The 26,290-nt window shown below is 67.5% G+C and carries 23 protein-coding genes; 16 read left to right on the top strand and 7 right to left on the bottom strand.

Annotation, left to right across the window (positions count from 1 at the left end; all coding sequences use genetic code 11):
• The first annotated feature begins 49 nt into the window (after positions 1-49).
• From AB4Y79_RS03010 to tsaD, 6 genes are read left to right on the top strand one after another with little or no spacing between them, the layout of a single operon-like run.
• Positions 50-1,141, top strand: coding sequence for a carbohydrate kinase family protein (locus tag AB4Y79_RS03010; protein ID WP_441858636.1), 1,092 nt, complete (start codon positions 50-52; stop codon positions 1,139-1,141).
• Positions 1,142-1,195: 54 nt separating this feature from the next.
• Positions 1,196-2,434 carry an alanine racemase gene (gene alr / locus AB4Y79_RS03005; RefSeq protein ID WP_441858635.1) on the top strand — a complete coding sequence of 413 codons (1,239 nt, stop codon included), beginning with the start codon at positions 1,196-1,198 and terminating at the stop codon, positions 2,432-2,434.
• Positions 2,431-3,045 (top strand): tRNA (adenosine(37)-N6)-threonylcarbamoyltransferase complex ATPase subunit type 1 TsaE, encoded by a 615-nt coding sequence (tsaE, locus tag AB4Y79_RS03000; protein ID WP_441858633.1) that lies wholly within the window; start codon positions 2,431-2,433, stop codon positions 3,043-3,045. The genes alr and tsaE overlap by 4 nt, the downstream gene beginning before the upstream one ends.
• Complete coding sequence (gene tsaB, locus AB4Y79_RS02995) at positions 3,039-3,710, top strand: tRNA (adenosine(37)-N6)-threonylcarbamoyltransferase complex dimerization subunit type 1 TsaB (protein ID WP_308930339.1); 672 nt, start codon at positions 3,039-3,041, stop codon at positions 3,708-3,710. The genes tsaE and tsaB overlap by 7 nt, the downstream gene beginning before the upstream one ends.
• Positions 3,707-4,222: a ribosomal protein S18-alanine N-acetyltransferase gene (rimI, locus tag AB4Y79_RS02990; RefSeq protein ID WP_441858631.1), complete on the top strand. Its 516-nt coding sequence runs from the start codon at positions 3,707-3,709 to the stop codon at positions 4,220-4,222. The genes tsaB and rimI overlap by 4 nt, the downstream gene beginning before the upstream one ends.
• Positions 4,219-5,310, top strand: coding sequence for a tRNA (adenosine(37)-N6)-threonylcarbamoyltransferase complex transferase subunit TsaD (gene tsaD / locus AB4Y79_RS02985; RefSeq protein ID WP_441858629.1), 1,092 nt, complete (start codon positions 4,219-4,221; stop codon positions 5,308-5,310). The genes rimI and tsaD overlap by 4 nt, the downstream gene beginning before the upstream one ends.
• A gap of 146 nt (positions 5,311-5,456) precedes the next feature.
• On the opposite strand, the gene AB4Y79_RS02980 is transcribed toward tsaD, so the two are convergent.
• A complete protein-coding gene (locus AB4Y79_RS02980; protein ID WP_441858627.1) occupies positions 5,457-6,608 on the bottom strand; it encodes a glutamate--cysteine ligase in 1,152 nt (383 codons plus the stop codon).
• Between the two features lie 397 nt (positions 6,609-7,005).
• On the opposite strand from AB4Y79_RS02980, the gene AB4Y79_RS02975 reads away from it, so the two are divergent.
• Complete coding sequence (locus AB4Y79_RS02975; protein ID WP_441858897.1) at positions 7,006-8,457, top strand: glycoside hydrolase family 3 N-terminal domain-containing protein; 1,452 nt, start codon at positions 7,006-7,008, stop codon at positions 8,455-8,457.
• Between the two features lie 41 nt (positions 8,458-8,498).
• Positions 8,499-9,317, top strand: coding sequence for a shikimate 5-dehydrogenase (locus AB4Y79_RS02970; protein ID WP_441858626.1), 819 nt, complete (start codon positions 8,499-8,501; stop codon positions 9,315-9,317).
• Between the two features lie 30 nt (positions 9,318-9,347).
• Here the strand turns inward: AB4Y79_RS02970 and AB4Y79_RS02965 are convergent, their stop codons facing one another.
• A complete protein-coding gene (locus AB4Y79_RS02965) occupies positions 9,348-10,589 on the bottom strand; it encodes a THUMP-like domain-containing protein (RefSeq protein ID WP_441858624.1) in 1,242 nt (413 codons plus the stop codon).
• A 53-nt stretch (positions 10,590-10,642) separates the two neighbouring features.
• On the opposite strand from AB4Y79_RS02965, the gene AB4Y79_RS02960 reads away from it, so the two are divergent.
• From AB4Y79_RS02960 to groL, 3 genes are all read left to right on the top strand, one after another.
• A complete protein-coding gene (locus tag AB4Y79_RS02960) occupies positions 10,643-11,023 on the top strand; it encodes a hypothetical protein (RefSeq protein ID WP_441858622.1) in 381 nt (126 codons plus the stop codon).
• Between the two features lie 255 nt (positions 11,024-11,278).
• Positions 11,279-11,572, top strand: a complete 294-nt coding sequence (gene groES / locus AB4Y79_RS02955) for a co-chaperone GroES (RefSeq protein WP_003805290.1) — start codon at positions 11,279-11,281, stop codon at positions 11,570-11,572.
• A 79-nt stretch (positions 11,573-11,651) separates the two neighbouring features.
• Entirely contained in the window at positions 11,652-13,262 is a 1,611-nt protein-coding gene (groL, locus tag AB4Y79_RS02950) for a chaperonin GroEL (RefSeq protein ID WP_441858620.1), read from the top strand.
• Between the two features lie 152 nt (positions 13,263-13,414).
• Here the strand turns inward: groL and AB4Y79_RS02945 are convergent, their stop codons facing one another.
• Positions 13,415-14,017, bottom strand: coding sequence for a dihydrofolate reductase family protein (locus tag AB4Y79_RS02945; protein ID WP_441858618.1), 603 nt, complete (start codon positions 14,015-14,017; stop codon positions 13,415-13,417).
• Positions 14,018-14,086: 69 nt separating this feature from the next.
• Here AB4Y79_RS02945 and AB4Y79_RS02940 point away from each other — a divergent pair, with 69 nt between their 5' ends.
• Positions 14,087-15,610, top strand: a complete 1,524-nt coding sequence (locus AB4Y79_RS02940; protein ID WP_441858616.1) for an ATP-dependent DNA ligase — start codon at positions 14,087-14,089, stop codon at positions 15,608-15,610.
• Between the two features lie 22 nt (positions 15,611-15,632).
• Here AB4Y79_RS02940 and AB4Y79_RS02935 read toward each other — a convergent pair whose 3' ends face one another.
• Positions 15,633-16,601, bottom strand: a complete 969-nt coding sequence (locus tag AB4Y79_RS02935; RefSeq protein WP_441858615.1) for a DUF389 domain-containing protein — start codon at positions 16,599-16,601, stop codon at positions 15,633-15,635.
• Between the two features lie 124 nt (positions 16,602-16,725).
• Here AB4Y79_RS02935 and AB4Y79_RS02930 point away from each other — a divergent pair, with 124 nt between their 5' ends.
• The 4 genes from AB4Y79_RS02930 (at position 16,726) to AB4Y79_RS02915 (ending at position 24,361) form a co-directional block, all read left to right on the top strand.
• Positions 16,726-18,798: an acyltransferase family protein gene (locus AB4Y79_RS02930; protein WP_441858895.1), complete on the top strand. Its 2,073-nt coding sequence runs from the start codon at positions 16,726-16,728 to the stop codon at positions 18,796-18,798.
• 200 nt (positions 18,799-18,998) lie between these two features.
• Positions 18,999-20,510, top strand: a complete 1,512-nt coding sequence (gene guaB, locus AB4Y79_RS02925; protein WP_441858613.1) for an IMP dehydrogenase — start codon at positions 18,999-19,001, stop codon at positions 20,508-20,510.
• 127 nt (positions 20,511-20,637) lie between these two features.
• On the top strand, positions 20,638-22,428 hold the full coding sequence (locus tag AB4Y79_RS02920) for a DUF222 domain-containing protein (RefSeq protein ID WP_441858612.1): 1,791 nt from the start codon (positions 20,638-20,640) through the stop codon (positions 22,426-22,428).
• A gap of 73 nt (positions 22,429-22,501) precedes the next feature.
• Positions 22,502-24,361: an ABC transporter ATP-binding protein gene (locus AB4Y79_RS02915; protein WP_441858611.1), complete on the top strand. Its 1,860-nt coding sequence runs from the start codon at positions 22,502-22,504 to the stop codon at positions 24,359-24,361.
• Here the strand turns inward: AB4Y79_RS02915 and AB4Y79_RS02910 are convergent.
• Genes AB4Y79_RS02910 through AB4Y79_RS02900 form a run of 3 tightly spaced genes read right to left on the bottom strand, consistent with a single transcriptional unit; the run spans position 24,358 to position 26,264 of the window.
• Positions 24,358-24,963 (bottom strand): hypothetical protein, encoded by a 606-nt coding sequence (locus AB4Y79_RS02910; RefSeq protein ID WP_441858609.1) that lies wholly within the window; start codon positions 24,961-24,963, stop codon positions 24,358-24,360. The two genes, AB4Y79_RS02915 and AB4Y79_RS02910, sit on opposite strands and share 4 nt — an antisense overlap.
• A 24-nt stretch (positions 24,964-24,987) precedes the next feature.
• A complete protein-coding gene (locus tag AB4Y79_RS02905) occupies positions 24,988-25,635 on the bottom strand; it encodes a hypothetical protein (RefSeq protein WP_441858607.1) in 648 nt (215 codons plus the stop codon).
• Positions 25,632-26,264 carry a hypothetical protein gene (locus tag AB4Y79_RS02900; RefSeq protein WP_441858605.1) on the bottom strand — a complete coding sequence of 211 codons (633 nt, stop codon included), beginning with the start codon at positions 26,262-26,264 and terminating at the stop codon, positions 25,632-25,634. The genes AB4Y79_RS02905 and AB4Y79_RS02900 overlap by 4 nt, the downstream gene beginning before the upstream one ends.
• Positions 26,265-26,290: the final 26 nt, after the last annotated feature.

Below are 26,290 nucleotides of genomic sequence, written 5' to 3'. Positions count from 1 at the left end.
GTTCCTGCGCCCCTACCGCAGCACGGCGCCACGGCGTATTGTGCCGAACATGGACGCGATCCCCGCACGCCCGTTCGACCCCCTGGCCGCCGTCCGTTCACCCGTCGAGCCAGGATTCGATCTGTTGCTGGCCGGGACGGTTTTCCAGGACATCATCTTCACCGGCCTGGCGCACGGACCCGAGCCCGGCACGGAAATCTGGAGCGACGGTATGGGCAGCTGCCCCGGCGGGGTGGCGAACCAGGCCATCGCCGCTGCCAGGCTGGGCCTGCGCACCGGGCTGGCGGCAGCTTTCGGCGACGACGGATACGGGGACTTTAACTGGAAAATCCTGTCCAGCCAGGAACATGTGGACCTCAGCCTCTCCCGCCGCGTCCCCGGTTGGCATTCCCCGGTGACGGTATCCCTGTGCGTGGACCAGGACCGGTCAATGGTCACCCACGGGCATTCAGCCCCGGTGACCAACTCCGAGCTGATCGGAGACCCGCCCCCGGCGCTCGCCGGCATCGCGGAGCTGGGCGTGGAAGTGGAACCCTGGGCCAAGGCGGCCCACACGGCCGGAGTCCGGCTGTTCGGCGACGTGGGCTGGGATCCCAGCGGGGAGTGGGCGCCGGTGCGGCTCGAGAACCTGCAGCACTTCTACGCCTTCCTGCCCAACCAGCGTGAGGCCATGGCGCTCACCGGAAAGGACAACCCCTGGAGTGCCCTCTACGCCCTGGCGGACCGTGTTCCGGTCGCTGTGGTGACGCTCGGGGCCCAGGGGGCCATGGCGGTTGATTCCCAAACCGGGGAGGAGGAATGGGTGCCGTCCCTTCCGGTCAAGGCGCATGACCCCACCGGCGCCGGCGACTGCTTCGACGCCGCGTTCATCGTGGGCACCCTGGCCGGCTGGCCGCTGGGGGACCGGCTGCGGTTTGCCAACCTGTGCGCCTCGTTGGCGGTCCAGGAGGTGGGCGGATCGCTGGCAGCCCCGGGCTGGGGGGACATCGCCGACTGGTGGAAACGCGCCAATGCCCGCCCCGAACGGCAGACGAGCCAGTGGCTGCGGCGCTTTGGTTTCCTCGCGGACATCGTCCAGGACGTGCCCCTCGCTGCCCAGCGCAGGGCGGCCGCCACCATCGCGCACCTGTCCGACGCCTGAAGTGCGCGGGCTGCCGATTATTCGGCGCGAAGTGCCCGCACTAGAATCACTTAGGTGACTTACCCCGCAACAACCGGTGAATTCAGTGCTGCCTCCGGGCCGGACCCCCGCCACGAACGGTCCGCCGTGATCGACCTGGACGCCATCCGGCACAACGTCCGCCGGCTCGCCGACGCTGCTTCCCCCGCGAAAGTCATGGCCGTGGTCAAGGCCGACGCCTACGGGCATGGCGCCGTTCCCGTGGCCCGGGCCGCCCTGCAGGCAGGTGCATCCTGGCTGGGGGTGGCCCACATCTCCGAGGCCCTCGCACTCCGGGCCGCCGGCATCGACGCGCCGCTGCTGGCCTGGCTGCACACCACCGACAGCAACTTCGGGGCCGCCGTTGCCGCCGGCGTCGACATTGGCTGCTCAGGGTGGGAACTGGAACGGATCGTTGCCGCAGCCAGGGACCAGGAGCGTCCGGCCCGGGTCCACCTCAAGGTGGACACGGGGCTGGGGCGCAACGGAGCCACCCCCGAAGCCTGGGACCGCCTGGTGGGCGAAGCCGTGGAGTACCAGGACCAGGGGCTGCTGCGCGTGGTGGGAATCTTCTCCCACCTGGCCGTGGCTGATGAGCCGGAGCGCCCTGAAACGGATGACCAATTGGCGGCCTTCCGGGAAGCGCTGGCCATCGCTGAGGACGCGGGCGTGGACCCGGAAGTCCGGCACCTGGCCAACACCCCCGCCACTTTGTCCCGGCCGGACACCCACTTTGACCTGGTGCGGGTTGGCCTGGGCATGTACGGGCTCTCGCCGTTCGAGGGGCAGACGTCCGCGGAGCTCGGCCTGCGCCCGGCCATGACGCTGCGCACGCTGGTATCCCAGTGCAAGTCGGTCCCCGCCGGTCAGGGCGTTTCCTATGGCCTGCACTACCGGACCCGGGAGGCCAGCACCCTGGCATTGATTCCGCTGGGCTATGCCGACGGCGTCCCGCGCGTCGCCACCGGCGGCCCCGTCCGCGTGGCCGGGAAGACCTACCCGGTGGTGGGGCGGATCGCCATGGACCAGATGGTCATCGACCTCGGGCCGGAGGCCGGGGGTTCCGGCCTGCACGGTGCCGATGCGGAGCTTTTCGGAGACGGTGCCGACGGCGGCCCCACGGCTGACGACTGGGCACAGGCCGCCGGGACCATCAACTACGAGATCGTGACCCGCATCAGTCCCCGCGTTCCGCGCCGTTTCATCAACGAGGACCAGCAGGCCGGCAGCAGCCCCGGCCTGGCGGGCTTGCCCGGAACGGCAGGGGCGGCATGAGCGGGACAGGGCAGCCGGCGGCCACCTGGGAAAAGACGTTTACGGCGACGACGGCGGAACAGACGCAGGCGTTCGGCAGGCATTTGGCGGAGGTACTCCAGGCCGGAGACCTGTTGGTGCTCTCCGGTGAACTTGGCGCCGGGAAGACCACCTTTACGCAGGGGCTGGGGGAGGGGCTGGGTGTCCGCGCGGGCATCATCTCGCCCACGTTTGTCCTGGTCCGCATCCACCCCAACCTGCCGGACGGTCCTCGTCCCGGCGGCCCGGACCTGGTGCACGTGGACGCCTACCGTTTGGGATCTGTGGCGGAGATCGATGACATCGACCTTGAGAACACGATGGATTCGTCGGTGACCGTGGTGGAGTGGGGCCATGACCGGGTGGAGCACCTGAGCGAGAGCCGCCTGGAGATCGACCTGCACCGTGCCATCGGCCTTGGCAGCACCGTGGAAGCTGCCGGTGACGAGGGCACCACGGGCGGGCCGTCCGGAAGCCTGGACTTTGACGACGACGACACCGACGAACCACGCACCATCGTGCTGCGCGGGTACGGGCCCCGCTGGGCAACGGCGCCGGCGCTGGGCGGCTTTGAAGGGGGACTCCCATGCTGATCCTCGCCATTGACACCTCGGCCGTGGCAAGCGCCGCCCTGGTGTCCGACGATGCCCCTGAAAGCGTGATCGCCAGCTTCGCGACAGAGGACACCCGCAGCCATGCCGAGGTACTCGCCCCCGGGATCGACGCCATGCTGTCCGAGGCCGGAGTCAGCGGCGCGGACGTGGACGCCCTGGTGGTGGGCGTCGGCCCAGGACCGTTCACAGGACTGCGTTCCGGCATTGCCACCGCCCGCACCCTGGCGTTCGTCTGGGGCAAGCCCCTGCACGGGCTGATGAGCCTGGATGCCGTGGCCCTGGAAGTAGCGGAATCCACCGCGGCCGTTCCGGAATTCCTGGTGGTCACCGACGCCCGCCGCAAGGAGGTCTACTGGGCCCGCTACAGCCTGGCCGATGGCCAGCTGCCCCTGCTCCAGGACGGCCCGCACGTCGGCTTCGCCGCGGACCTGCCGGACCTGCCTGCGTTCGGCGCCGGTGCCGGGCTGTACGGCGACGTATTGAAAGCCCACCCGGAGTTCGCAGCCGAGCAGCCGGACGCCCTGTACCTTGGCCAGTTCGCCCTCGCCAGGCTGGCCTCCGGGGAATCCCTGCTGGACTCCACCCCGCTGTACCTGCGCGAATCCGACGCCCAGGTTCCCGGACCGCGGAAGCGGGCATTATGAGCAGGATGACCCATCCGCGGATGGCGGGTATCACGGTCCGCGACATGACCCTGGACGATGTTCCCGCCGTCGGACTCCTCGAACACCAGCTCTTCCCGATCGATGCCTGGCCCGTGCAGATGTTTCTGGACGAGCTGTCCCAGCCGGAAACGCGCCGCTACCTGGTGGCGGAGGGCGGCGACGGCATCGTGGGCTACGCCGGCCTGATGTGCATCGAACCCATCGCCGATGTGCAGACCATCGCCGTCGTCCCGAAGTACGAGGGCCGCGGCATCGGCAGCGACTTGCTCACCCGGCTCATCGGGGAGGCCCGCCGCCGGGGCGCCGCCGACGTCCTGCTCGAAGTCCGCGCCGACAACCCGCGGGCCCAACAGCTCTACCTGCGGTTCGGCTTCGAGCAGATCCATATCCGTCCCCGCTATTACCGCGACGGCGTGGACGCCCTGATCATGCGGCTGCAACTGGCCGCCGAAACCGCCGGTGGCGAAGCAACGGAAGCAGGCAGCCAATGAACCGCACTCAGCCCTTGGTGCTGGGCATTGAATCATCCTGCGACGAAACCGGCGTCGGAATTGTCCGCGGCACCACCCTCCTGACCAACACCGTCTCATCCTCGATGGACGAGCACGTCCGGTTCGGCGGCGTCATCCCCGAGATCGCCTCCCGAGCCCACCTGGATGCGTTCGTACCCACCCTGGAGCAGGCACTGGCGGACGCCGGCGTATGCCTGGCGGACGTGGATGCCATCGCCGTGACGTCAGGGCCCGGGCTCGCCGGCGCGCTCATGGTGGGCGTGTGCGCTGCCAAAGCGCTCGCCGTCGCCACCGGGAAACCGCTGTACGCGATCAACCATTTGGTGGCGCACGTTGGGGTTGGTCTCCTGGATGACCGGGCAACCGGCAGGAAGCAGGAACTGCCGGCGAACCTGGGCGCCCTGCTGGTGTCCGGCGGCCATACGGAGATCCTGCGGATCAACAGCATCACCAGCGATGTGGACCTCCTGGGCGCCACCATCGACGACGCCGCCGGCGAGGCCTACGACAAGGTGGCCCGCATTCTGGGCCTGGGCTACCCTGGCGGACCGGCCATCGACAAGGTGGCCCGCAACGGCAACCCCAAAGCGATCCGCTTTCCGCGCGGCCTCACCCAGCCCAAGTACATGGGCAGTGCGGACGAGCCCGGACCGCACCGGTACGACTGGTCCTTCAGCGGCCTCAAGACGGCCGTGGCGCGCTGCGTGGAGCAGTTCGAGGCACGGGGGGAGGAGATCCCGGTGGCAGACATCGCAGCCGCGTTCCAGGAAGCGGTGGTGGATGTCATCTCGTCCAAGGCCGTCCTGGCCTGCCGCGAGCACGCGATCAAGGATGTCCTTCTGGGCGGCGGGGTGGCGGCCAACTCACGCTTGCGGGAACTGACCGGGCAACGCTGCGCCTCTGCCGGTATCCGCCTGCACGTGCCGCCGCTGGACCTCTGCACGGACAATGGCGCCATGGTGGCGGCCCTTGGCGCGCAGCTGGTGATGGCGCGAGTGGCACCCAGCGGGATCGGCTTCGCCCCGGATTCGTCGTTGCCGGTCACCTCGGTGTCGCTTCCGGCCTGACGGCAGTGGGCCCGGCGAACCGTCGCGGGGCACTTTGCGGGCGTCGCCGTCGTAAATCACGACGACGGCCGGCGTGTCCGTGCCGAAGTGCCCCGTCTCGGGAGGAACCACGTCAGCCGAGGGGCCACGTCAGCCGAGGGGCCGGGTCAGGCGGTGGGGCCGTTCCGCATCTGCTTGACCAGGTCCAGAACCACGGCCTGGAGGTTCCCGCCGTTCTCCTCGGCGACCCGGCGCTGGCGCTGGTACCCGGCTCCGCGGCGGATGATCTTCTCGACGTCGGCGAGTTCGTCGGAGCAGCGCAGCTTGGCCGCCACCGGCTCCAGCCGGTTCAGCGTCTCCAGCAAGTGGTCGGTGACCAGCTGCTCCTTGCCCGCGGCGTCCAGGATGATGATGGCGTCCATGCCGTACCGGGCGGCGCGCCACTTGTTCTCCTGCACGTGCCACGGCGGCATGGTGGGAATGGTGCCGCCGTTGTCCAGGGTGGTGGAGAACTCGTCCACCAGGCACTGCGTGAGGGCCGCGATGGCGCCCACTTCCTCCAGCGTGGCCAGGCCGTCGCAGATACGCATCTCGATGGTCCCGAGCGCTGGCACCGGCCGGATGTCCCAGCGGATCTCGGAGATGGTGTCGATGACGCCGGTGGTGGTCATGTCCTGCACATAGGACTCATATTCCTCCCAGGATTTGAACTGGAAGGGCAGGCCTGCGGTGGGAAGCTGCTGGAACATCAGTGCGCGCTGGGAGGCGTAGCCGGTGTCCTCGCCACCCCAGAACGGGCTGGACGCGGAGAGCGCCTGGAAGTGCGGGAAGTAGTTGACCAGGCCGTCCAGGACGGGCAGTGCCTTGTCCCGGCGGTCCAGTCCCACATGCACGTGGACGCCGTAAATGACCATCTGCCGGCCCCACCACTGGGTCCGGTCGATGAGCTTGGCGTACCGCGCCTTGTCAGTGACCGGCTGCAGCTGCGGCGGGCTGAACGGGTGGCTGCCGGCGCAGAACAACTCCACGCCCATGGGGTCGGTGATTTCGCGGACGGCGGCGACGGACCGGTTGAGGTCCTCTTTGGCTTCGGCGGCCGTCTCGCAGATGCCGGTAACCAGTTCCACGGTATTGAGCAGGAGTTCCTGCTTGATGTGCGGATGTTCGTCGTCTTCGTTGAGTTCCGGGTGGCGGGAGGCCACGCCGCGGAGCACCTGGTTGGCCACGGACGCGAGCTCGCCCGTCTTCCCGTCCACCAGGGCAAGCTCCCACTCAACACCGAGGGTTGACTGCCTCGATGACGCGAAGTCGATCTTCACACTTTTCCTTACTGTCCGGTTTGCCGCTGGCTGATGCCGCTCACAGGCTGCGCCGGCTGGCGAACGGATGGTCCAAGTCTAGTCCAGGGGTAGCATCGTATTGATGGCTCCGTTCCCCATGCGTCACACCCCTGCCAGGACCAACACTGCCAAAACCAGTCCTGCCAAATCCTTCCCTCTCCTCCTGGCCCTGTCCGCCCTGGCACTGGCCTCCTGCACGGCCGCCCCAGCTCCGGCCCCGCCGTCGTCCTCCGCCCCGCCTGCAAGCGCTTCCGCCGCAGAAAGTACGACGCCGGCAGGACCTTCCGCTTCACCCTCGCCTGACGCAGGCTCCCGGCCCCTGGGGTGGGGGCCGGAGCAGCGGGACCAGGACGCCGCCGCGGCGGCTGTGGCGGCGATGTCGCCGGAGGAAAAGGCCGGGCAGGTCCTGCTTCCGTTCTTCAAAGGCAACCAGGTGGAAGCCCACGCGGCGCTCATCCAGCGCCTGCACCTGGCCGGGTCCATCATCATGGGCGACAACGTGCCGCGCGACCCCCAGGGGAAGGTTGACGTAGCTGCCATGGGTGCCGTCAACCAGCGGCTGCGGCAAGCTGTGGCCGCGGACGGCCGGCCATGGCCCGGGATCATCGGCGTGGACCAGGAGGGCGGTGCAGTGGCGCGGCTGGGCGCCCCGCTCACCGAATGGCCCGCGCCCATGAGCTACGGCGCTGCGGGGAGCGAGGACCTGACCCATCAGGCCGGCAAAGCATTGGCTGCCGAACTGGTGCCGTTGGGGTTTGACCTCGATTTCGCGCCCGACACGGATGTGACCATTGGACCCAAGGACCCCACCATCGGCGCCCGCTCCATGTCCGCCGATCCGGCGGTGGCGGCATCGCAGGGCGTGGCGTTCTCCCGGGGCATGCTGGACGCAGGCATCCTTCCCACCGTCAAGCACTTCCCGGGGCACGGCTCGGTGACAACTGACTCCCACCTCAGCCTCCCGGTCCAGCCGGCCACCATTGATGAACTTCGGGGCAGGGACTGGAAACCGTTCCAGGCCGCCGTGGCCGCCGGTCTGCCGGTCGTCATGACCGGGCACATCGCCGTGCCCGCGCTGGAACCCGGCGTCCCGGCGTCGCTCTCCGCGCCAAGTTACGCGGCGCTGCGGAACCTGGGCTTCCAGGGTGTGGCAGTGACCGACGCCCTCAACATGGGCGCCGTGGAAGAGCAGTACCCGGCCGGCGCTGCCGCCGTGAAGGCCCTGGCCGCGGGCGCCGACCTGCTGCTGATGCCCGCCGACGTGGAACAGGCGCATGCCGCCATCCTGCAGGCCCTGGCCGCCGGAACCCTCCCGGCCGCGCGGCTCGATGACGCCGCCCGCCGGGTTGCCACCATGATGGTCTGGCACGCACGGACGGCGGCCCCTGCAGGGGCACCCGGAGGCGGTGCTCCGGCCGGGAGCGGCGCCGGGTTGTCGGCCAAGGTCTCGGCGTCCGCCGTGACGGTCCTGTCCGGCCCCTGCAGCGGACCCCTGGTGCCGGGTGCAATACGCGTCGAGGGCGGGGGACCGGGGGACCGGGAACGCTTCGAAACCGCTGCCGCCCGTGCCGGCCTGGCAGTTGGCTCCGGCCCCGTGGTCAACCTCATCGGCTTCGGCGGCAAACCGGCAGGCGGCGACATCGCGGTAACCCTGGACGCACCTTGGCCGCTGCAGGACTCCGGCGCCCCGATCAAGCTGGCGCTCTACGGCCGCAATGACACCGCCTTCGACGCCCTCGCCGCCGTCCTGGCAGGGAAGGCGACGGCCCCCGGAAAGCTGCCTGCCGCCGTCGGGCCCTATCCTGCCGGAACCGGTTGCAGCCCGTGACCCGGGAGCGGGATTAGCGGGGGAACGCGTTTAATGGTCGGGTGCCCATTCTGAATAAAGACATGACCCTCTGCATCTCGCTCTCCGCCCGTCCCAGCAACAACGGGACCCGGTTCCACAACCACCTTTACGGGCAACTGGACCTTAACTGGATCTACAAGGCGTTCGCGCCCACCAACCTTGAGCAGGCCATCGCCGGTGTCCGCGGCCTGGGCATCCGGGGCTGCGCCATCTCCATGCCCTACAAGGAAGACGTCATAGCCCTGGTGGACGAGATGGACCCCTCCGCCAAAGCCATCGATTCCGTCAACACCATCGTGAACACCGACGGCCATCTCAAGGCGTACAACACCGATTACACGGCCATCGAACAACTGCTGGCCACCAACTCAGTCCCCACGGGCTACTCCGTGGTGGTGCAGGGCTCAGGCGGGATGGCGAAGGCCACGGTGGCGGCCCTGCGGGACGCCGGCTTCACCGATGTCACGGTGGTGTCCCGGAACGAGGCTTCCGGCCGGGCGCTCGCGGACCAGTACGGTTTCCGGTGGCGTGAAGCGCTCGACGGCGGGACGGCGGACTTGATCATCAACGTCACCCCGTTGGGGATGGCCGGCGGGACGGAAGCGGACACCGTGGCTTTCCCGGCGGGGGCCATCGAAGCGGCCCGCTTGGTGTTCGACGTGGTGGCCCTGCCGGCCGAGACGCCGCTGATCCGTGCCGCCCGAGCCGCAGGCAAGCCGGTCATTACCGGTGCTGAGGTGGCCACCATCCAGGCGCTGGAGCAGTTTGTCCTGTACACCGGAGTGCGGCCCACGGCGGAGCAGGTGCAGGCGGCCGAGGAATTCATGCGCGCCCAATAGGCAGGTCCGGCAGGAGCTGCCCAGTGCCGGTCAGGCAGGCTCGACCACGATCGCCACCCGGTCCTCGCCAATCCGGGTCAGGACCAGGGTGGCGGCCTTGCCGGCGCCCTTCTTGCCGGAACCCTTGCCGGCTGCCTTCCCGCCCGGCAGCAGCTGCTTCCGCAGCTCTTCCGGGGTTACCGCGGTGCCCCGCTTCTTGATGTCCAGCACGGTGATGCCCTCCTGCTTTACCCAGGCTTTGAGCGCCTTGACGTTATAGGGCCTCACCTCCAGCACCTTGTAGGCCTTTGCGAACGGCGTGGCCATGAGCTCCGGCGCGCAGATGTAGGCGATGTGCTCATCCACCAGGTGGCCGCCGAGTTCCAGGGCGACATCGGCAACCAGGCCGGCCCGGATCACGGCGCCGTCGGGTTCGTACAGGTAGCCCTCCACCGGTCCCACCGGGGCCGAGGGGCCGGCTCCGAAGTCGTCCGCGCTGGTCAGTTCGGCCGCACCCTCGGAACCAAGGACCAAGGCTGCGCGGCGCACCCCTGGCCGGCTGACCGCGTTGAACCACAGGGTCACCTCGGTGACGTCTCCGGCTACCGACACCCACTGGGCCTCGCAGCCTGCGGGCACGGATTCGTGCGGCATGCCGGGGCCCATCTTCACGCCCACTGCCTTCCCCGACGCCGCGAGCGATTCAACGAATGACAACGGGGGTGAGAACGCCTCGGGGTCCCAGATCCGCTTGGTGCCGGACGTGGAGGTGACCCGCCGGGCAGGATCCAGCCAGACACCGTCGACGCCCTCCAACGGCACCGTTTCCGCGTCCGCGTGCACCACGGTGGCATTGGGGAAGGGGATCAGGTTCACCGTGGCACAGGCCGCGGTGGTCTCGTCCATCTCGACGGCGGTCACGGTGAGGTCCAGGGATGCCAGGGCCAGGGAATCGGCGCCGAGGCCGCAACCCAGGTCCGCCACGTGGTTGATCCCGGCGGCGGCAAAGCGCTGCGCGTGGCGCGCCGCGACCTTCAGGCGGGTGGCCTGCTCCAGGCCGGCCTGGGTGAAGAGCATCTGGCGGGCGAACTCGCCGAACTTCGCCTCAGCCTTTGTGCGCAGCCGTGACTGGGTCAGAACGGCGGAGACAAGCCCGGCCGGATGGCCGGCCTTCCGGAGGGCGGAGTTGAGTTCGAAGGAATCCTCGTCCCGGTAGGGGCCCAGGGATGCCAGCAGCTCCCAGCCTTCGGGGGTCAGCAGCGGTGCAATCTGGTCCTGGGGAGCGTGAGCCATGGGTTCCAGCCTAGTGGAGGAGCGTATGCCGGGTTGCCGATAGTGTTGAGACCATGGATGAAAGCGCAGCCCCCGGGGAGACCGGCGAACACGGACCCAAGGAACGTGGTCCTGCCCGGTTTGCCCGCCCGGTCCTGATCGCTGCCGCCGTAGTGGCAGTGGTCTGCATCGCGCTTCTGGTGATCATTTTCCTCCTCGACACGTTCAACGCCACCGTCTATTCGGTGGGCGGCAACGACATCGCGGACAACACGCAGGAAGCCCGCGATATCCGCGGGCTGTACGACGGCGCCCGGGCCGGAAGCATCTTCTTCCTCGTTGCTGCGCTGCTCGCCGCCGCCGCTGCGGGCTGGGTGCTGTTCCGGGGCCGGAAACAGGGCGGCAGCGATGCCGACGGCGGCGAAGACGTGGACTTCGACGATCTGGGCCGCTGAGGCTGCGGGAGCCCGCGGGCCCGCTACTGCGTCCAGGAATGGTGCGAAACAGAGTACGCCCATGACGAAAAGTTGGCACTCACCTTGACCGAGTGCTAACCCTTACATAGAGTCTTCATTAGCACTCTCCCCCGGAGGGTGCTAACACATGAAGAGCTGCCAGCCAGGCTGCTGCCGGCACCGCGACGACGGTTTGCCAGCCACGGCGGAAAGCTTTCCAGTCCACAAATTTGCTGACGAAAAGGAGAGGTCCGAGTGTCGGTCTCTATTAAGCCTCTTGAGGATCGTATCGTTGTCCGCCCGCTCGAAGCCGAGCAGACCACGGCTTCCGGCCTGGTCATCCCGGACTCCGCGCAGGAGAAGCCGCAGGAAGGCGAAGTTGTTGCAGTAGGCCCCGGCCGCTTCGAAGACGGCAACCGCGTTCCGGTTGACGTAGCAGTTGGTGACGTCGTCATCTACTCCAAGTACGGCGGAACCGAAGTCAAGACCGGCGGCACCGAGTACCTCGTGCTGTCCGCCCGCGACGTCCTGGCGATCGTCGTAAAGTAACTCTTTCGGATCCCCGTGCTGCCGGCCACGCTTCTGCTGGCCGGCAGTGCGGGGTTTCTGTCTTTGAAAGGACAAAACCATGGCAAAGCAGCTTGCGTTTGACGACGCTGCCCGCCGGGCCCTCGAGGCCGGCATCGATAAGCTCGCCAACACCGTCAAGGTGACGCTCGGCCCCCGCGGCCGCAACGTCGTCCTGGACAAGAAGTGGGGCGCCCCCACCATCACGAACGACGGCGTCACCATCGCCCGCGAAGTCGAACTCGACGACCCCTACGAGAACCTTGGCGCGCAGCTGGCCAAGGAAGTAGCCACCAAAACCAACGATGTTGCCGGTGACGGCACCACCACCGCCACCGTCCTGGCGCAGGCCCTGGTCAAGGAAGGCCTGCGCAACGTTGCCGCCGGCGCTGCCCCCGGCCAGATCAAGCGCGGCATCGAAGTTTCGGTCGAGGCCGTAGCTGCCCGCCTGCTGGAGAACGCCCGCCCCGTTGAAGGCAGCCAGGTTGCCAACGTTGCCGCCATCTCGGCGCAGAGCGACGAGATCGGCGAACTCCTCGCCGAAGCCTTCGGCAAGGTGGGCAAGGATGGCGTCATCACCATCGAAGAGTCCTCTACCACCCAGACCGAACTGGTCCTCACCGAGGGCATGCAGTTCGACAAGGGCTACCTGTCCCCGTACTTCGTCACCGACGCCGAACGCCAGGAAGCTGTCCTTGAGGATGCCCTGATCCTGATCAACCAGGGCAAGATCTCCTCCATCCAGGAATTCCTGCCGCTGCTGGAAAAGGCACTGCAGAGCTCCAAGCCGCTGTTCATCATTGCCGAGGACGTCGACGGCGAGGCCCTGTCCACGCTGATCGTCAACCGCATCCGCGGCACCCTGAACGTCGTGGCCGTCAAGGCACCCGGCTTCGGTGACCGCCGCAAGGCCATGCTCCAGGACATCGCCACCCTGACCGGTGCGCAGGTTGTTTCCCCGGAACTGGGCCTGAGCCTGGACACCGTTGGCCTGGAGGTGCTGGGTACCGGCCGCCGCATCACCGTCACCAAGGACAACACCACCATCGTCGACGGCGCTGGTTCGGCCGAGGATGTTGCAGGTCGGGTAGCCCAGCTGCGCGCCGAGCTGACCCGCACCGACTCCGACTGGGACCGCGAAAAGCTCCAGGAGCGCCTGGCCAAGCTGGCCGGCGGCATCGGCGTCATCAAGGTGGGCGCTGCCACCGAGGTTGAGCTGAAGGAAAAGAAGCACCGCATCGAGGACGCTGTTTCCTCCACCCGCGCGGCCTTGGAAGAAGGCATCGTGGCCGGTGGCGGCTCGGCACTGATCCACGCCCTCAAGGCCCTGGATGAGGACCCGTCCGTCAAGGCACTCGAAGGCGACGCCGCCGCTGCTGTGGGGATCGTCCGCCGCGCCCTGGTTCAGCCGCTGCGTTGGATCGCCCAGAACGCCGGCTTCGACGGCTACGTCATCACGTCCAAGGTGGCCGACCTGGAAACCAACAACGGTTTCAACGCAAAGTCGGGCGAGTACGAGGACCTGATCGCTGCCGGTGTCATCGACCCCGTCAAGGTCACCCGCGCAGCCCTCCGCAATGCGGCATCCATCGCTGCCCTGGTTCTCACCACGGAGACCCTGGTGGTGGAGAAGCCCGCCGAAGAGGACGAGCACGCAGGCCACAGCCACTAAGGCTTCGCCTTGAAGGCTTGACGAAAAAGGCTGGTCCGGCATGTGCCGGGCCAGCCTTTTGCGTGCCTTCTGCAGGACGCCTCGGCTGCCTTGCCTGGGCACGCCGCCAGGGTTCCTTGGGCGGACGGAGCGACGTCAGGGGGACGGTGGGGTCAGGTCGCGGCCATCTCCGCCGTCTCAACCCCGCCCGCGCGTTCGTACACCAGCGATACCGCCCCTTTCGGGTAGCTGCGGGCCGGCTCGGCGAGGCGGTACGACGCGGGGACGGTGCCGGCGTCGAACAGGCGTTTGCCCTGACCCAGCGTGACCGGGTAAAGCCAGAGGTGGAGGCGGTCCAGAACGTTCGCAGCCAGCAGTGAGCGGATCAGGACTCCGCTGCCGAACATGTGCACCTGCCCGTACTCGTCGCGGAGCCGTCCCGCGGCCCTCTCATCGGGCAGCACCGTGGTTCCGGCCCAGTCCGGGGTGGACGCAGTGCGCGAGACGACGAACTTGGGCACCCGGTTGAGTGCATCCGCAATCTCCCCTGACTGGTGCGGCCAGTAAGCCGAAAAGATGTCATAAGTGTTCCGGCCAAGGAGCAGGGCATCCATTCGGCCGATCTCTGCGGCGATGGCCGCGCCGGCCTCGTCGTCGGAGACAGGCGCCTGCCAGCCGCCGAAGGCGAACTCGCCGTGGGTGTCTTCCTCCCGGCCGCCGGGAGCCTGGTAGACGCCGTCGAGGGTGATGAACAGGTTGGCAACGATGAATCCCATGCGTCCAGTGTGGGAGGCCGCTTGTGCGCTGTCCAGAGCCGCGGGGCCGGCACGTGGCAGGATGATGCCATGCTGCTTCTTGAGCTCGTCAAAACCTCCGACGCCGTGGCGTCCACACGGTCCCGGCTTGCGAAGGTCGAGGCTCTTGCGGACCTGCTGCGCCGGCTTGAGCCCGCGGAGATTCCGACGGCGGTGGGCTTGCTGGTGGCGAAGCCCCGGCAGGGGCGCGTCGGAGCGGGGTGGCGCAGCGTGGCGGCGGCCAAAGCGGAACCGGCCGGGGCAGCAAGCCTCACCGTTGCCGACCTCGATGCTGCGCTGGACAGGCTGCTCGCCACCGCGGGAGCAGGTTCGGCGGCAGGCCGCGCAGCCACGCTCGGGAACCTGATGACGGCCGCGACGCCGGGGGAGCAGGCCTTCATCTCGGGCGTCTTGCTCGGGGAACTGCGCACCGGCGCCCTCGACGGCGTCCTGACGGATGCCGTGGCCCGCGCGGCGGACAGGCCGGTCGCTGCCGTACGACGCGCGGCGATGCTTTCGGGGGATCTGGGCGGCACCGCCCTGCTCGCCATGACAGGGACCGCAGCCGAGCTTGAAGCGGTGGGCCTCGTCGTCGGCCGCCCCGTGCAGCCCATGCTTGCCGCCACGGCCTCCAGCCCCGGCGAAGCCCTGGAAACCACCGGGGAAGCCTCGGTGGAATACAAGCTCGATGGCGCCCGCATCCAGGTCCACCGGGCCGGCAAGGACATCAGCATCTACACCCGCAACCTCGCCGATGTCACGCACAGGCTCCCGGAGGTGGTGGAACTGGTGCGCGGGCTGCCGGTGCAGGATGTGATCCTCGATGGCGAGACCCTCGCCCTCGACGAGGACGGCGGCCCACGGCCGTTCCAGGAAACCATGTCACGGTTCGGCGCTGATGCAGCGCGGGAAACGGTGCTGCATCCCTGGTTCTTCGACGTGCTGCACCTCGACGGGCGGGACCTGCTCGACGAGCCGTTGTCCGCCCGCATCGACGCGCTGGAACGGATAGCTCCGGGACACCGGATCCCCGGCGAGATTACGGCAGACCCGGCCGTGGCTGAACGGGTGTCCCGGGACGCGTTGGCTGCCGGTCACGAGGGCGTGGTGGTGAAGAGTATCGGATCCGCCTACGCCGCCGGACGGCGGGGATCCAACTGGGTGAAGGTGAAACCCGTGCTCACCTACGACCTTGTGGTGCTCGCCTGTGAATGGGGGTCGGGGCGCCGGACCGGGCTGCTTTCGAACCTGCACCTTGGAGCACTGGATCCTGAAGGAAACTTCGGTGAGCCGGGCGGCTACGTGATGGTGGGCAAGACCTTCAAAGGGCTCACCGATGAACTGCTGCGCTGGCAGACGGAGAAATTCCAGGAACTCGAGGTGCGGCGTACCGCCGGAACCGTATGGGTTGAGCCGGTCACCGTCGTCGAAATAGCGATCGACGGCGTCCAGCAGTCACCCCGCTACCCGGGCGGAATCGCCCTGAGGTTTGCCCGGGTGAAACGCTACCGCGACGATAAATCCCCGGCGGAAGCCGACACCATCCAGACCCTCCGCGCCCTGCTGCGTCCCTAGCGTGCGGATGGTTGGTGGCGGGTCAGTTGCGGGTGCCGCCGCGCTGCTGCCTCAAGTTCCGTGCCGCTGCCGCAGGCCGCCGCTTGGCCACCACCCGGTAGAAAAGAAGGACCGCGACCGCGGCCGCGACGATGCCCACGAGGTTCAGCAACAACTGCAGGGCCGAGCCGGCCGCCTTCGGGAACTCACCCAGGACCAAAGCCACCGCCACATATCCGGCCGCCGGCACGGTGGTCACGGAGATGAAGACCCCGATCAGTGCCGCGGACCGCCGGCCAATGATCGACAGCATTCCCGCGAATCCCGCCAGGATGGCAACGATCAATGAGTAGGGGCCGGGATGGTAGATGAATTCGACGGCGGATCCCTTGTCCAGGGCATCGCGGGGGAAGAGGCCCAGCGGGATCGACAGCCAGGCCGTCAAAGCCGCCAGAAGCATGGCGACCGGAAACCCGACGCCCAGGGCGATGGCTGCACGGCGGCCAAGCTTCCACTGCCGGGTGGCAAGCGAAACGGCGAGGGCGGCCAGCGGCCCGAACTCGGGACCCACCGCCATGGCGCCCACAATCGCGATGGGGGAATCGGTCACAATGCCGATTCCGGCGAGCTGCGTTGCCAGCACCAGGAAGGCGAGGAAGTTCCACGTGAGCCTGGAATCCTCGCCTGTTTGCCCTGTCACATCGTCCCAGATCATAGCGTCCGCACCGTCGCCCGGTGCGGCGTGCTCCGCCCGGTCGGCATCCCTGGACAGGACGAATTCCGGCGTGGTCATGGCAACGGAGCCCACGTCGCCGATCTTCAGGACCTCAAGCTTCTCCAGGAGTTCCTCCACGGACTCCCTGGCGATCTGGACGTCGATGACATCACCCGGCGGCACCACGGACGCGCTGGAGATCAATGCGACACCCGCAGTTCCCACCTGGTCCCGGCAGGCCTTCAGCGTCACCTCGGACAATTCTCCGGGCACGCAAATCCGCAATTGGACGATCACGCCGGCTCCCTTCCACACCTGGGCCCAGCTTAGTTCGCGCCGGACTCCGGATTGGCCCTTCCAAACCCCGGTGCGTAGGCTGGATGCTTTGGCCGGCCGGTGGTGTGAGGGGTTCGAAGTGTCGATGACGGGGATCCGGACGGCACCGGCAACGGCAGGAACCGTCCCCGGCCGCAACCGCAAACCGACCTTCCGGCCCGAGGTCCAGGGACTCCGGGCCTTGGCTGTCCTCATGGTCGTGGCCTACCACGTCTGGTTGGGCCGCGTGTCCGGCGGTGTGGACATCTTCCTGCTGATCTCCGCCTTTCTGCTCACGCTCTCCTTCGTCCGCAAAGCAGAGTCCGGCCAGCCCTTCCGGCTGATGGCGCACTGGCTGCACCTCTTCAAGCGCCTGCTGCCGGCCGCCGTCGTCGTGATCCTCGGGGTGCTGGCCGGCACCTGGCTGATCCTGCCCCAAGGCCGCTGGCCGCAGGTCCTGGACCAAGCCTGGGCGTCGCTGTTGTACAGCCAGAACTGGCTGCTGGCAGACGCCGCAGTGGACTATTACGCACAGGACCATGCCGGAGCCAGCCCACTGCAGCACTTCTGGTCGTTGTCCATCCAGGGGCAGGTCTTCATCCTCTGGCCGCTCATTTTCGCCGCCACCGCCGCGGTCCTGCGGGCCGTCCGCCGGATTCCCCCGCTGGAGCGCACCACCTACCGGGGATTGCTGGCTGTGGTTTTCGGCGCGTTGTTCGCCGCGTCCCTGGCCTATTCCATTGACCAGACCGCCACCAACCAGGCCTACGCATACTTCGATACCGGCGCCAGGCTCTGGGAGTTTGCCCTCGGGTCCCTGCTGGCGCTCGGGTTGCCGTACCTCAAGCCCGGCCGTGCGCTGCGGGTGGTCCTGGGCTGGGCCGGGCTTGCGGGCATGGTGTCATGCGGGTTGCTCCTCACCGTCGACAGGTCCTTCCCCGGCTACGTGGCCCTCTGGCCCACGCTGGCTGCTGCCGCCATCATCGTCGCCGGGCAGTCCGGCAGCCGTTTCGGCGTGGACAGGCTCCTCAGCAGCAGGCCGGCCGTCGCCTTGGGCGACAACTCCTACGCGCTTTACCTCTGGCACTGGCCGGTCCTGGTGCTGGCGCTGGCGGCCACGGGGGTGGAGGCGCCGAACCTCAAGCAGGGCCTCGGCATCGTTGCCGCCGCCGTCGTGCTTGCCATCCTTACCACCCGCTTCGTGGAGAAGCCGTTGCGGGACTGGCACTGGCCCAAGCTCCGCGCCTGGCGTACCGCCGTCGTCATTGTTGCCTGCGGAGCCCTGCTGGCCGGTCCCGTGGCCGTGTGGCAGACATCGCTCACCGCGGAGGAAAGCGCGACGGCGGCACAACCCCGCGAGCTGACGCCGGGTGCGCTGGCGCTCACCCCGGAGAACGAAAACTTGCCGGCTCCGCGCGCGAGGACCATCCCCGGGCCAACCGCACTGGACAACGACTGGGCCGGGATCGACTCGCCCTGCACAGGTTCAAACGCCACCAGTGACCCGATTCTCGAGGGGTGCCGGCAGGAGGTCCCGGAGGAACCAGCCACCAAACGCATCGTGGTGCTGGGGGATTCGCATGCCCAGCAGTACCTTGCCGCGCTGGCCCCGGTGGCGGCTGCACGCGGCTGGGAACTGGTGACACTGCTAATGCCGGCATGCCGGTTCGGCGCGGAATCTGACGCCCGGAACGCCGAATGCAATGCCTACAACAGGGCCAGTTCCGCCTACGTCCTGGAACACCTTCCGGACGCTGTCTTCACGGTGGCGACGCTGACCCACGAAGAAGCCCCGTTCGAAACGGAGGTCCCCGGCTACCTTCAGGGAGTCGCTCCGTTTGCCAACGCGGGAATCGAGATCGTGGGCGTCCGGGACAACCCCAGGTTCACGTTCAACATGCCCCAATGCGCACAACGCCATGGCGCCGACGCGCCGGCCTGCAATCCGGCACTGGCCGAGTCCCTCGTTGAGCCGTCGCCGCTGGAAAACTACCGCGGCAAGGTGCCGGGCCTGCACCTGCTGGACATGAGCGACTTCATCTGCGCCCGTGGCGTCTGCCCTGCCGTGGTGGGGAACGTCTACGTCTATAAGGACGACAACCACCTGACCCGGACGTACGTGGAAACCATGATCCCCATGTTCGAGCAGCGACTGTTGGCCGCAACAGGATGGAGCTGAGTGCGGTTGCTCACATTGCGGGCCTGGAATAGGGGGATCGGGCCGGAGGTTCTAATATTTAGTCAACACTTTCTGCCCCAGGAACGCCGTACCCCAACGGTGGTCCCGCAGGATCGTCTGCACAGGCCAGTTCCGTAATTACGGGCTGGTCATCGGCTGCAACCCCTACCCGCCCAGCAACCAAGGTAAGAGGCGCACTCATGACCGAGCCCGAACACAATCCCTTTGGCTTCATTGGCCTGACCTACGACGACGTCCTGCTCCTGCCGGGCCACACCGACGTCATCCCTTCCGACGCTGACACCTCGTCGCAGATCTCCAAGCGGATCAGTGTGCAAACCCCGCTGCTTTCGGCCGCCATGGACACCGTCACCGAGTCCCGCATGGCCATCGCAATGGCCCGCCAGGGTGGCCTGGGCGTGGTGCACCGCAACCTCTCCATCGCCGACCAGGCCGACCAGGTTGACCGGGTCAAGCGGAGTGAGTCGGGAATGATCACCAACCCGCTGACCATCCGCCCCGAGGCCACGCTGCGGGAGCTGGATGACCTCTGCGCCCACTACCGCGTTTCGGGCCTCCCCGTGGTGGACGAGGACAACCGCCTGCTGGGCATCGTCACCAACCGTGACACCCGCTTCGTGCCGGAGTCCGATTTCCCGCTGCGGCTGGTCAGCGACGTCATGACCAAGATGCCCCTGGTCACCGGTCACGTGGGCATCAGCCGGGACGAAGCCTCCCACAAGCTGGCCACCAACAAGATCGAAAAGCTCCCGCTCGTGGACGAGCAGGGCCGGCTCAAGGGCTTGATCACCACCAAGGACTTCACCAAGGCCGAGCAGTACCCGTTGGCCACCAAGGACGACGAAGGCCGCCTCCGCGTGGGTGCAGCCATCGGCTTCTTCGGGGACGGCTGGGAGCGCGCCATGACCCTGGTGGACGCCGGGGTGGACGCCCTGTTCGTTGACACGGCCAACGGGCACTCCCAGGGTGTGCTGGACATGATCCGCAGGCTGAAGTCCGATCCTGTTGCCGCGCACGTGGACATCATCGGCGGCCAGGCTGCCACCCGCGAGGGCGCCCAGGCACTGATCGACGCCGGCGCCGACGGCATCAAGGTGGGCGTTGGGCCGGGCTCGATCTGCACCACCCGCGTTGTGGCCGGTGTGGGTGTTCCGCAGATCACGGCCATCTACGAGTCCGCCAAGGCTGCCATTCCGGCCGGCGTTCCCCTCATTGCCGACGGCGGCCTGCAGTACTCCGGCGACATCGGCAAGGCCCTGGTTGCGGGTGCCGACACGGTCATGCTCGGCTCCCTGCTCGCCGGCTGCGACGAATCCCCGGGCGAGCTGATCTTCGTCAACGGCAAGCAGTTCAAGTCCTACCGCGGCATGGGCTCCCTGGGTGCCATGCAATCGCGCGGCAAGAACACGTCCTACTCCAAGGACCGTTACTTCCAGGCCGACGTCTCCGGCGACGACAAGCTGATCCCGGAAGGCATCGAAGGCCGTGTGGCGTACCGTGGCCCGCTGTCCTCGGTCGCCTACCAGTTGGTGGGTGGCTTGCGCCAGACCATGTTCTACACCGGCGCTCCGACCATCCCTGAGCTGAAGGCGCGCGGCAAATTTGTGCGGATCACCTCCGCCGGGTTGAAGGAGTCGCACCCGCACGACATTCAGATGACGGTGGAAGCACCGAACTACGGTTCGCGGTAAGTCAGCGGCGGTTCATTAGCGCTGAACTGGCGTGAAACACGAGGAGGCGGGGAATTCCCCGCCTCCTTTGTTTTCCCCGTGGACGGCTCGAACCCTTAATGTCAGTGCCTGGTTGGATGATGTTTTTATGGGAATTGGTACGGATTTGGCGGCGGTGATGGAGGGTGTTTGTGCCTCTGTTGCTGCGTTGGATGTGCTGGTTCTGGAGGACGCTTCCTTGGAGGGTGCGCCGCTGGAGGGTGCCGCGCTTGACCGTGCTGGGGTTGGTTTTGGGCTCGTCCCTGGGGCTGCTGGTGTTGGTTTTGAAGCCGGCGCCGGTGTTGATGTGTTGGGGCGGCGGTATGAGTTGTGCCTGGAACGGTTGGATGTCGTGGCGCGGTTGGAGGCGCAGCTTGCGGCGGTGAAGGCCCGGGACGTGGCGGAGTGCGTCGGGTTGCAGCTGGCCATGACCCCGCCCGAGGCCCCGGTGGATGAGCGCACGTTCGCGGAGATGTCAGTGGTGGAGGAGATTGCCGGGGTCCTGACCATCAGTTCCGGGGCCGCGGGGGCGTTGGTAGGGCAGGCACGGCGCGTCTGTTCGCTGCCGCCGGTCCTGGGGGCGTTGTCCGCTGGGGACATCTCGTGGCAGCACGCACGCATTGTCGCCGACGAAACCGAAGGCCTCACGCCCTCGGGTGTTGCCGGGCTGGTGGCGCATTTCTTCGACCCCGACGCGCCCAACCCCGCCCGAGGCGCCGCACCCGGTGAACTCGTTCCATCCCGGTTCCGGGCCAAGGTCCGCGCCTGGCGGGAACGCCACCACCCCGAAACCCTGGAGAAACGCCACGCCAAAGGGGTGGCGGACCGGCGGGTGGACTACGCCCCGGACCGGGACGGCATGGGCTGGATCTCGCTCTACCTGCCCGGGGACACCGCGTGCGCCATCTGGAACCGGAGTACCGCGACCGCCCGCGGACTGCAAAGCCCGACGGAAGAGCGGACCCTGACCCAGCTCCGCGCCGACGTCGCCGCGTCCCTGCTCCTCGGCGCCGGGCTCAGCACTGCGGCTGCTGGGAGCACCAGCATCGCCAGCCCGGCCCTCGGCGCCGGGAGCGCCGCGGACGCGAGCACCGAACACGCCAGCGCGGCTACAACTGTGGCCGGCCGCGACACGGCTCCGGTGCATGCCACCGGTATGGCCAGCACCGAGGGTACTGGCACCGAGGGTGCGGGGACCGCTGCCGGGCTTGGCAAAGTTCCCGTTCCGCGGGCCGATGTCCTGGTCATGGTGCCGGTGTTTTCCCTGCTTGGCCTCACCGATGAGCCCGCCGTGTTGGACGGGTTCGGGCCTATCCCGGCGTCGATGGCGCGGAGGCTGGTCGCGGGCGGGGCGGAATCGTTCTGCCGGGTCCTGGTCGACCCCCGCGACGGGGCACCCCTGGACATCGGCCGAACCCGCTACCGGCTGCCCGAGACCATCAAGAAATGGATCCGGATGCGGGACGGTAAATGCACCTTCCCGGGTTGCAACAACCGCACCCCGGACAACGACACCGACCACCTCACCGCCTGGGAAAACGGCGGCACCACGAATGTCCGGAACCTGGGCCAGCTCTGCCCCAAGCACCACCGGCTCAAACACGCCAGACCCTGGATACCAACACCCGCAACAACGAATGAGCCACCCGGCTGGATCTCACCCACCGGCCGCCACTACAAACCCGAACAACCAGACCCCGAACCAACCCACTGGCCACCAGGAACCCTGCCGGCCAGTACGGCTGCAATGCCCGTCCGATTCCACTGCGAACAAGCAGGTATTGAAGACCTTCCGCCTTGGGAACCGGACGACGACAACCTCATAGACCTCGATGACCTCCCGCCCGAGGATCCGGTCTGGGCCGAATTCTTCACAAAACCGTTCGTGCTGTCGGTCTAACAAATCTGTGCCGTCCGTCAACGGATCGTCCGGCGCTGCCCGTTTAGACCTGGGCCAGCACTAGGCTGATTCCATGTCCCAACCGCGCCATCCGGCGGAACTAAGCCCTAAGCGGGAGCCCGCACGCCGGCTGGCCCTCCGGCCGTATGCCCGCGCGGTTGCCCAGGTCCTGCGGGTCAGTTTTCGGGCGTCCCCGGGCGCGGTGATCATGAAGGTGCTTGGCTCGCTGATTTCGGCCGTCCTTCCCCTGGTCACCACCTATTTCGCGTCCCTCACCACCACAGCGCTGGCGGCTGCATATGCCGGCGACGCCCGAGCGGGGCACCTTGCGATCGTCTACGTCGTCGTCACCGCTGCCCTGGGGCTCTTTTGGGGCGCCTTCAACAGCGTTGACCGCTACATCCAGCAACTCATGAGCTTCAAGGTGGGTGCCATCGTGGGCGACCAGATGTACGAGCGCTTCCTTGCGCTGGAATTCTGGCGCTACGACGACAAGGAAACCGTGGACCTCTACGACCGGGCCAAGAGGTTCTCGGATTCGTACGCCCGCGTCCTGGACCGGATCGCCGCGATCTTCACGCAGCTGGTCTCGGTCATCCTGGCCATCGGTGCCCTGCTGCTGGTCAGCTGGTGGATAGCCGTCATCGTGCTGGTGGCCATCGTGCCCAGTGTGTACCTGCAGTTCAAGCTCTCCAGGGAGCAGATTGCGCACTGGAACACACAGGTGGATTCGCGCCGCCAGCGCCGCATGATCGAGACAAACCTGCTTCGGCCGCAGCACATCGCAGAGATGCGGCTCTACGGCATTGTCGGCTTCCTCATGGACCTTCGCTCCCGCCTGCGCGACGCGGACGAGCGGCGGCGGCTCGATTACCAGCGGCGCTACATTCCCAGGCAACTGGCCGCGGACGCACTGCAATACGGTGCCGAGGTGGTCTCGCTGATCTGGGTGGTGGGACAGGTCATCGCCCGGGCCCAGCCCGTGGGCCAGTTCCTCTACGTCCAGCAGATCGTCAGCCGCGCTTTGTCCACCGCCAACAATTTGGTGTCTTCCCTGAGTTCCATTGACGAAGACCTGGCCAACCTCACGGACTACGAGACCTTCATGGGGATGCCCGTGCACTCCGAACATGCACCGCCGCTGTTGGAGGCCCCGCAGGAAGTTGAACTGAAGGACATCCGTTTTACGTACACGGGCAGCGATATCGAGGTCATCCGGGGCATCAGCCTCACCATCAGGCGGGGCCAGCACATCGCCATTGTGGGGGAGAACGGCGCCGGCAAGTCCACGCTGATCCGCATCCTCGCCGGCCTCTACAGCCCGGATTCCGGACAGGTGCTGCTCGACGGCGTGGATCTCGCCGCCGTCGACGTCACCTCCTGGCACCGGCACCTGGCGGTGCTCAGCCAGGAGTTCCTCAAATATGAGTTCGCCACGGCCGCCGAGAACATCTACTTTGGTGACGTCGACAGCCGGCGCGACGACGGCCGCATCCGGCGCGCAGCAGCAGACGCCGAAGCTCTGGAGTTCATCAACAAGCTGCCCAATGGCCTGGACAACCACGTCAGCAACTGGATGGAGGATCCGCGCGGGCGTAAGGGCAGTGGCCTCTCCGGCGGTCAATGGCAACGGCTGGCCATGGCCAGGAACTTCTACCGGGACGCATCATTCATGGTGATGGACGAACCAACGTCCGCCATCGACGCCCTTGCCGAGCACAGGATCTTCACGCGCCTTTTCGCGGACCGCAGCAGCACCATCATTGCCATCAGCCACCGGCTGGCCACCATCGAGAAGGCCGACGTCGTGTACATGCTGGAGGACGGAATGATCGTCGAGCAGGGCACGCACAAAGAACTGGTGGCCCTGCGCGGCAGGTACTTCAGGATGTTTGAATCCCAATTGACTGTCGAGGAACCCACCGGAACCTAGGCCTGCACCACGGTGGTGCGGACCCGCGCCAGGCTGGGCCGCGGCGGGACGCTGCTGAACCCGAACGTAACGGGAGGCCGGATGGGAGCCAGCGTCCCGGCGTCGGCCCCTTCCCAGCTGACGACGGCGGAGGTGACGTGGTGCAGGTCGCTCACCCCGTAATACTCCGCCCTTCCGCTTCCCGCCGTGCCGTAGGTGCGGGCTCCGGGAGCCGCCAACACGGCGAGCGGATTGACGGCGGAAAGCCACCGCGGGTGCACCGCGAGGCGCCGCGGCACGGCCCGCAAAGCTGATCCCAGGAAAGTCCTCGCTCCTGTGACGGCCTGGATTGCCAAGGGACCGGCGTCGACCTTTAGTGCCCGGGCACCCAGGACGGCGGAAACGTGAACCACCCGCACCTCATCGAAGGTGTAGGTGGCCGCGATGAACTCTGCCACGTCCCGCCGGGGCGCCAACAGAACCCGGTGCCCTGAGGGTTGCTGCACCATGACATCGGCGAACGAACCGAAGGGGGAGTCCGGCCAGATGCCCACTACGGCGCGGAGCCCCGATGCGGTGCCAATGCCCGCGATATGCCCGTCGAAGATCCAGCGCCTGCCCATCACAATCCTGCGGCTGGCCGGTTGTCAGAGCGGGCCGTAGGCGGCATTGCCATGAGGATCGCGCCAGAGAACCAAATCCGCTTCAACTGCCCGGCGAAGCTCCTGGTTGGTTTGCACCCGGCGCCGGAACGACTGCCGGGCCCGGCCCATGACCGTTGACGGGACCACGATGCATGCGACCAGGAGAAGCAGGACGAGTATGAAGGCCCCCACGAGTGTTTGTACCGCACCATTGCCCTTGGCCATGGCCGAGGGCAGATAGATGACCATGATCGCGCCCAGCGCGACTGCGAGTACGGACACCATGGCGACGCCACCACGGGCGGATCCCGGGCCGCGGCTGATCAGAACCCTGTCGGTGTTGGGCAGGGCGGCCCGGGCCCGCTGCCATCCAAAGAAGCCCGAAAGCATCAGGACCACCCCCAGCGGGACCAAGACGAGCGCTGCGGCAGTGTTCCCCGACGTGACGGAGAAGAAGATCCCCGCCAGAGCCAAGACGGGTCCGCCGGCGATTGCGCTGCTCCAGCCGGCGGCCCGGGTGCCTTGGGCGTCGGCCAGCTGGCGCAGCCGGGACGGAGCGTTTGCCGGGCTGATCCGGGCCAGTTCCGGGGACAGCCAGTGGTCGAGGGAGTGGACGGGCGCGCCGGCGGGAAAGGGTACGTGGTGTGTCATGCCGGAAGCAGGCCCAGTCCTTGGCGCATCCGGTCTTCCAGGTCCTCCGGGCCCAGCGGCGCGGGTGCAGGCTGTGGTTCGTCGCCGGTGACGATTTCAAGGGATCCATCCGGTGCCGCCTTGACATGGACGGAGTGGAAGGTGCCGTCCGCAAGATGGCGGCGGAGCGTGCCGGCAGCGGGCCGTCCGTCAGGGGCCGTTCCGAGATAATAGCGGACCATTTCGATTGCCGTGGTGAACATTCCCTCCGCGTTGGTCACGGGGCGCAGTTCATGGACACCGTACTTGCTGAGGCTTAGGACCAAGGCCCCATTACCCGAGCCGAACAGGAAATAGACGTGGTCGGCTTTGGGCGTCACCAGCGCAACCTCCAGCCATGCGTCGGAGTCCGCCAGGACCCCTGCCACGCCAGTGGCCAGGCCGGCCGGCACCAGGCTCTCCGCTTCGACCGTCATGAGCCCTCGTTCCAGGAGCGTGGCTACCCCCGCCTGCTCGAGTGGTGCACCGGCAGCGTGGTCAAGCCTGAAGAGGCTCTGGCATTTCAGCGCTCCAGCCGTTCCGGCCAGGGCGATCAGGGCGATGAGCTCATGTTCGGTGATGAGCAGGGGTGCGTCTTCTTGAGTAGTCACGGCAGCCTTAGGGTCGTCAGGTCTCG

It is taken from the genome of Pseudarthrobacter sp. YAF2 (assembly GCF_052113345.1).
GTDB lineage: Bacteria > Actinomycetota > Actinomycetes > Actinomycetales > Micrococcaceae > Arthrobacter.
Note: the sequence above shows the minus strand (reverse complement) of the source record. Positions and strands in the feature narration are given on the sequence as shown.

What these genes read in the sequence shown, in the direction of transcription:
- guaB (WP_441858613.1), top strand. Translation starts at nt 18,999, where the DNA reads ATGACCGAGCCCGAACACAATCCCTTTGGCTTCATTGGCCTGACCTAC.
- groL (WP_441858620.1), top strand. Translation starts at nt 11,652, where the DNA reads ATGGCAAAGCAGCTTGCGTTTGACGACGCTGCCCGCCGGGCCCTCGAG.
- AB4Y79_RS02940 (WP_441858616.1), top strand. Translation starts at nt 14,087, where the DNA reads ATGCTGCTTCTTGAGCTCGTCAAAACCTCCGACGCCGTGGCGTCCACA.
- AB4Y79_RS02910 (WP_441858609.1), bottom strand. Translation starts at nt 24,963, where the DNA reads ATGGGCAGGCGCTGGATCTTCGACGGGCATATCGCGGGCATTGGCACC.
- AB4Y79_RS02905 (WP_441858607.1), bottom strand. Translation starts at nt 25,635, where the DNA reads ATGACACACCACGTACCCTTTCCCGCCGGCGCGCCCGTCCACTCCCTC.
- AB4Y79_RS02965 (WP_441858624.1), bottom strand. Translation starts at nt 10,589, where the DNA reads ATGGCTCACGCTCCCCAGGACCAGATTGCACCGCTGCTGACCCCCGAA.
- AB4Y79_RS02975 (WP_441858897.1), top strand. Translation starts at nt 7,006, where the DNA reads ATGTCGCCGGAGGAAAAGGCCGGGCAGGTCCTGCTTCCGTTCTTCAAA.
- rimI (WP_441858631.1), top strand. Translation starts at nt 3,707, where the DNA reads ATGAGCAGGATGACCCATCCGCGGATGGCGGGTATCACGGTCCGCGAC.
- AB4Y79_RS02915 (WP_441858611.1), top strand. Translation starts at nt 22,502, where the DNA reads ATGTCCCAACCGCGCCATCCGGCGGAACTAAGCCCTAAGCGGGAGCCC.
- AB4Y79_RS03010 (WP_441858636.1), top strand. Translation starts at nt 50, where the DNA reads ATGGACGCGATCCCCGCACGCCCGTTCGACCCCCTGGCCGCCGTCCGT.
- AB4Y79_RS02920 (WP_441858612.1), top strand. Translation starts at nt 20,638, where the DNA reads ATGGGAATTGGTACGGATTTGGCGGCGGTGATGGAGGGTGTTTGTGCC.
- tsaD (WP_441858629.1), top strand. Translation starts at nt 4,219, where the DNA reads ATGAACCGCACTCAGCCCTTGGTGCTGGGCATTGAATCATCCTGCGAC.
- AB4Y79_RS02930 (WP_441858895.1), top strand. Translation starts at nt 16,726, where the DNA reads ATGACGGGGATCCGGACGGCACCGGCAACGGCAGGAACCGTCCCCGGC.
- tsaB (WP_308930339.1), top strand. Translation starts at nt 3,039, where the DNA reads ATGCTGATCCTCGCCATTGACACCTCGGCCGTGGCAAGCGCCGCCCTG.
- tsaE (WP_441858633.1), top strand. Translation starts at nt 2,431, where the DNA reads ATGAGCGGGACAGGGCAGCCGGCGGCCACCTGGGAAAAGACGTTTACG.
- AB4Y79_RS02945 (WP_441858618.1), bottom strand. Translation starts at nt 14,017, where the DNA reads ATGGGATTCATCGTTGCCAACCTGTTCATCACCCTCGACGGCGTCTAC.
- AB4Y79_RS02960 (WP_441858622.1), top strand. Translation starts at nt 10,643, where the DNA reads ATGGATGAAAGCGCAGCCCCCGGGGAGACCGGCGAACACGGACCCAAG.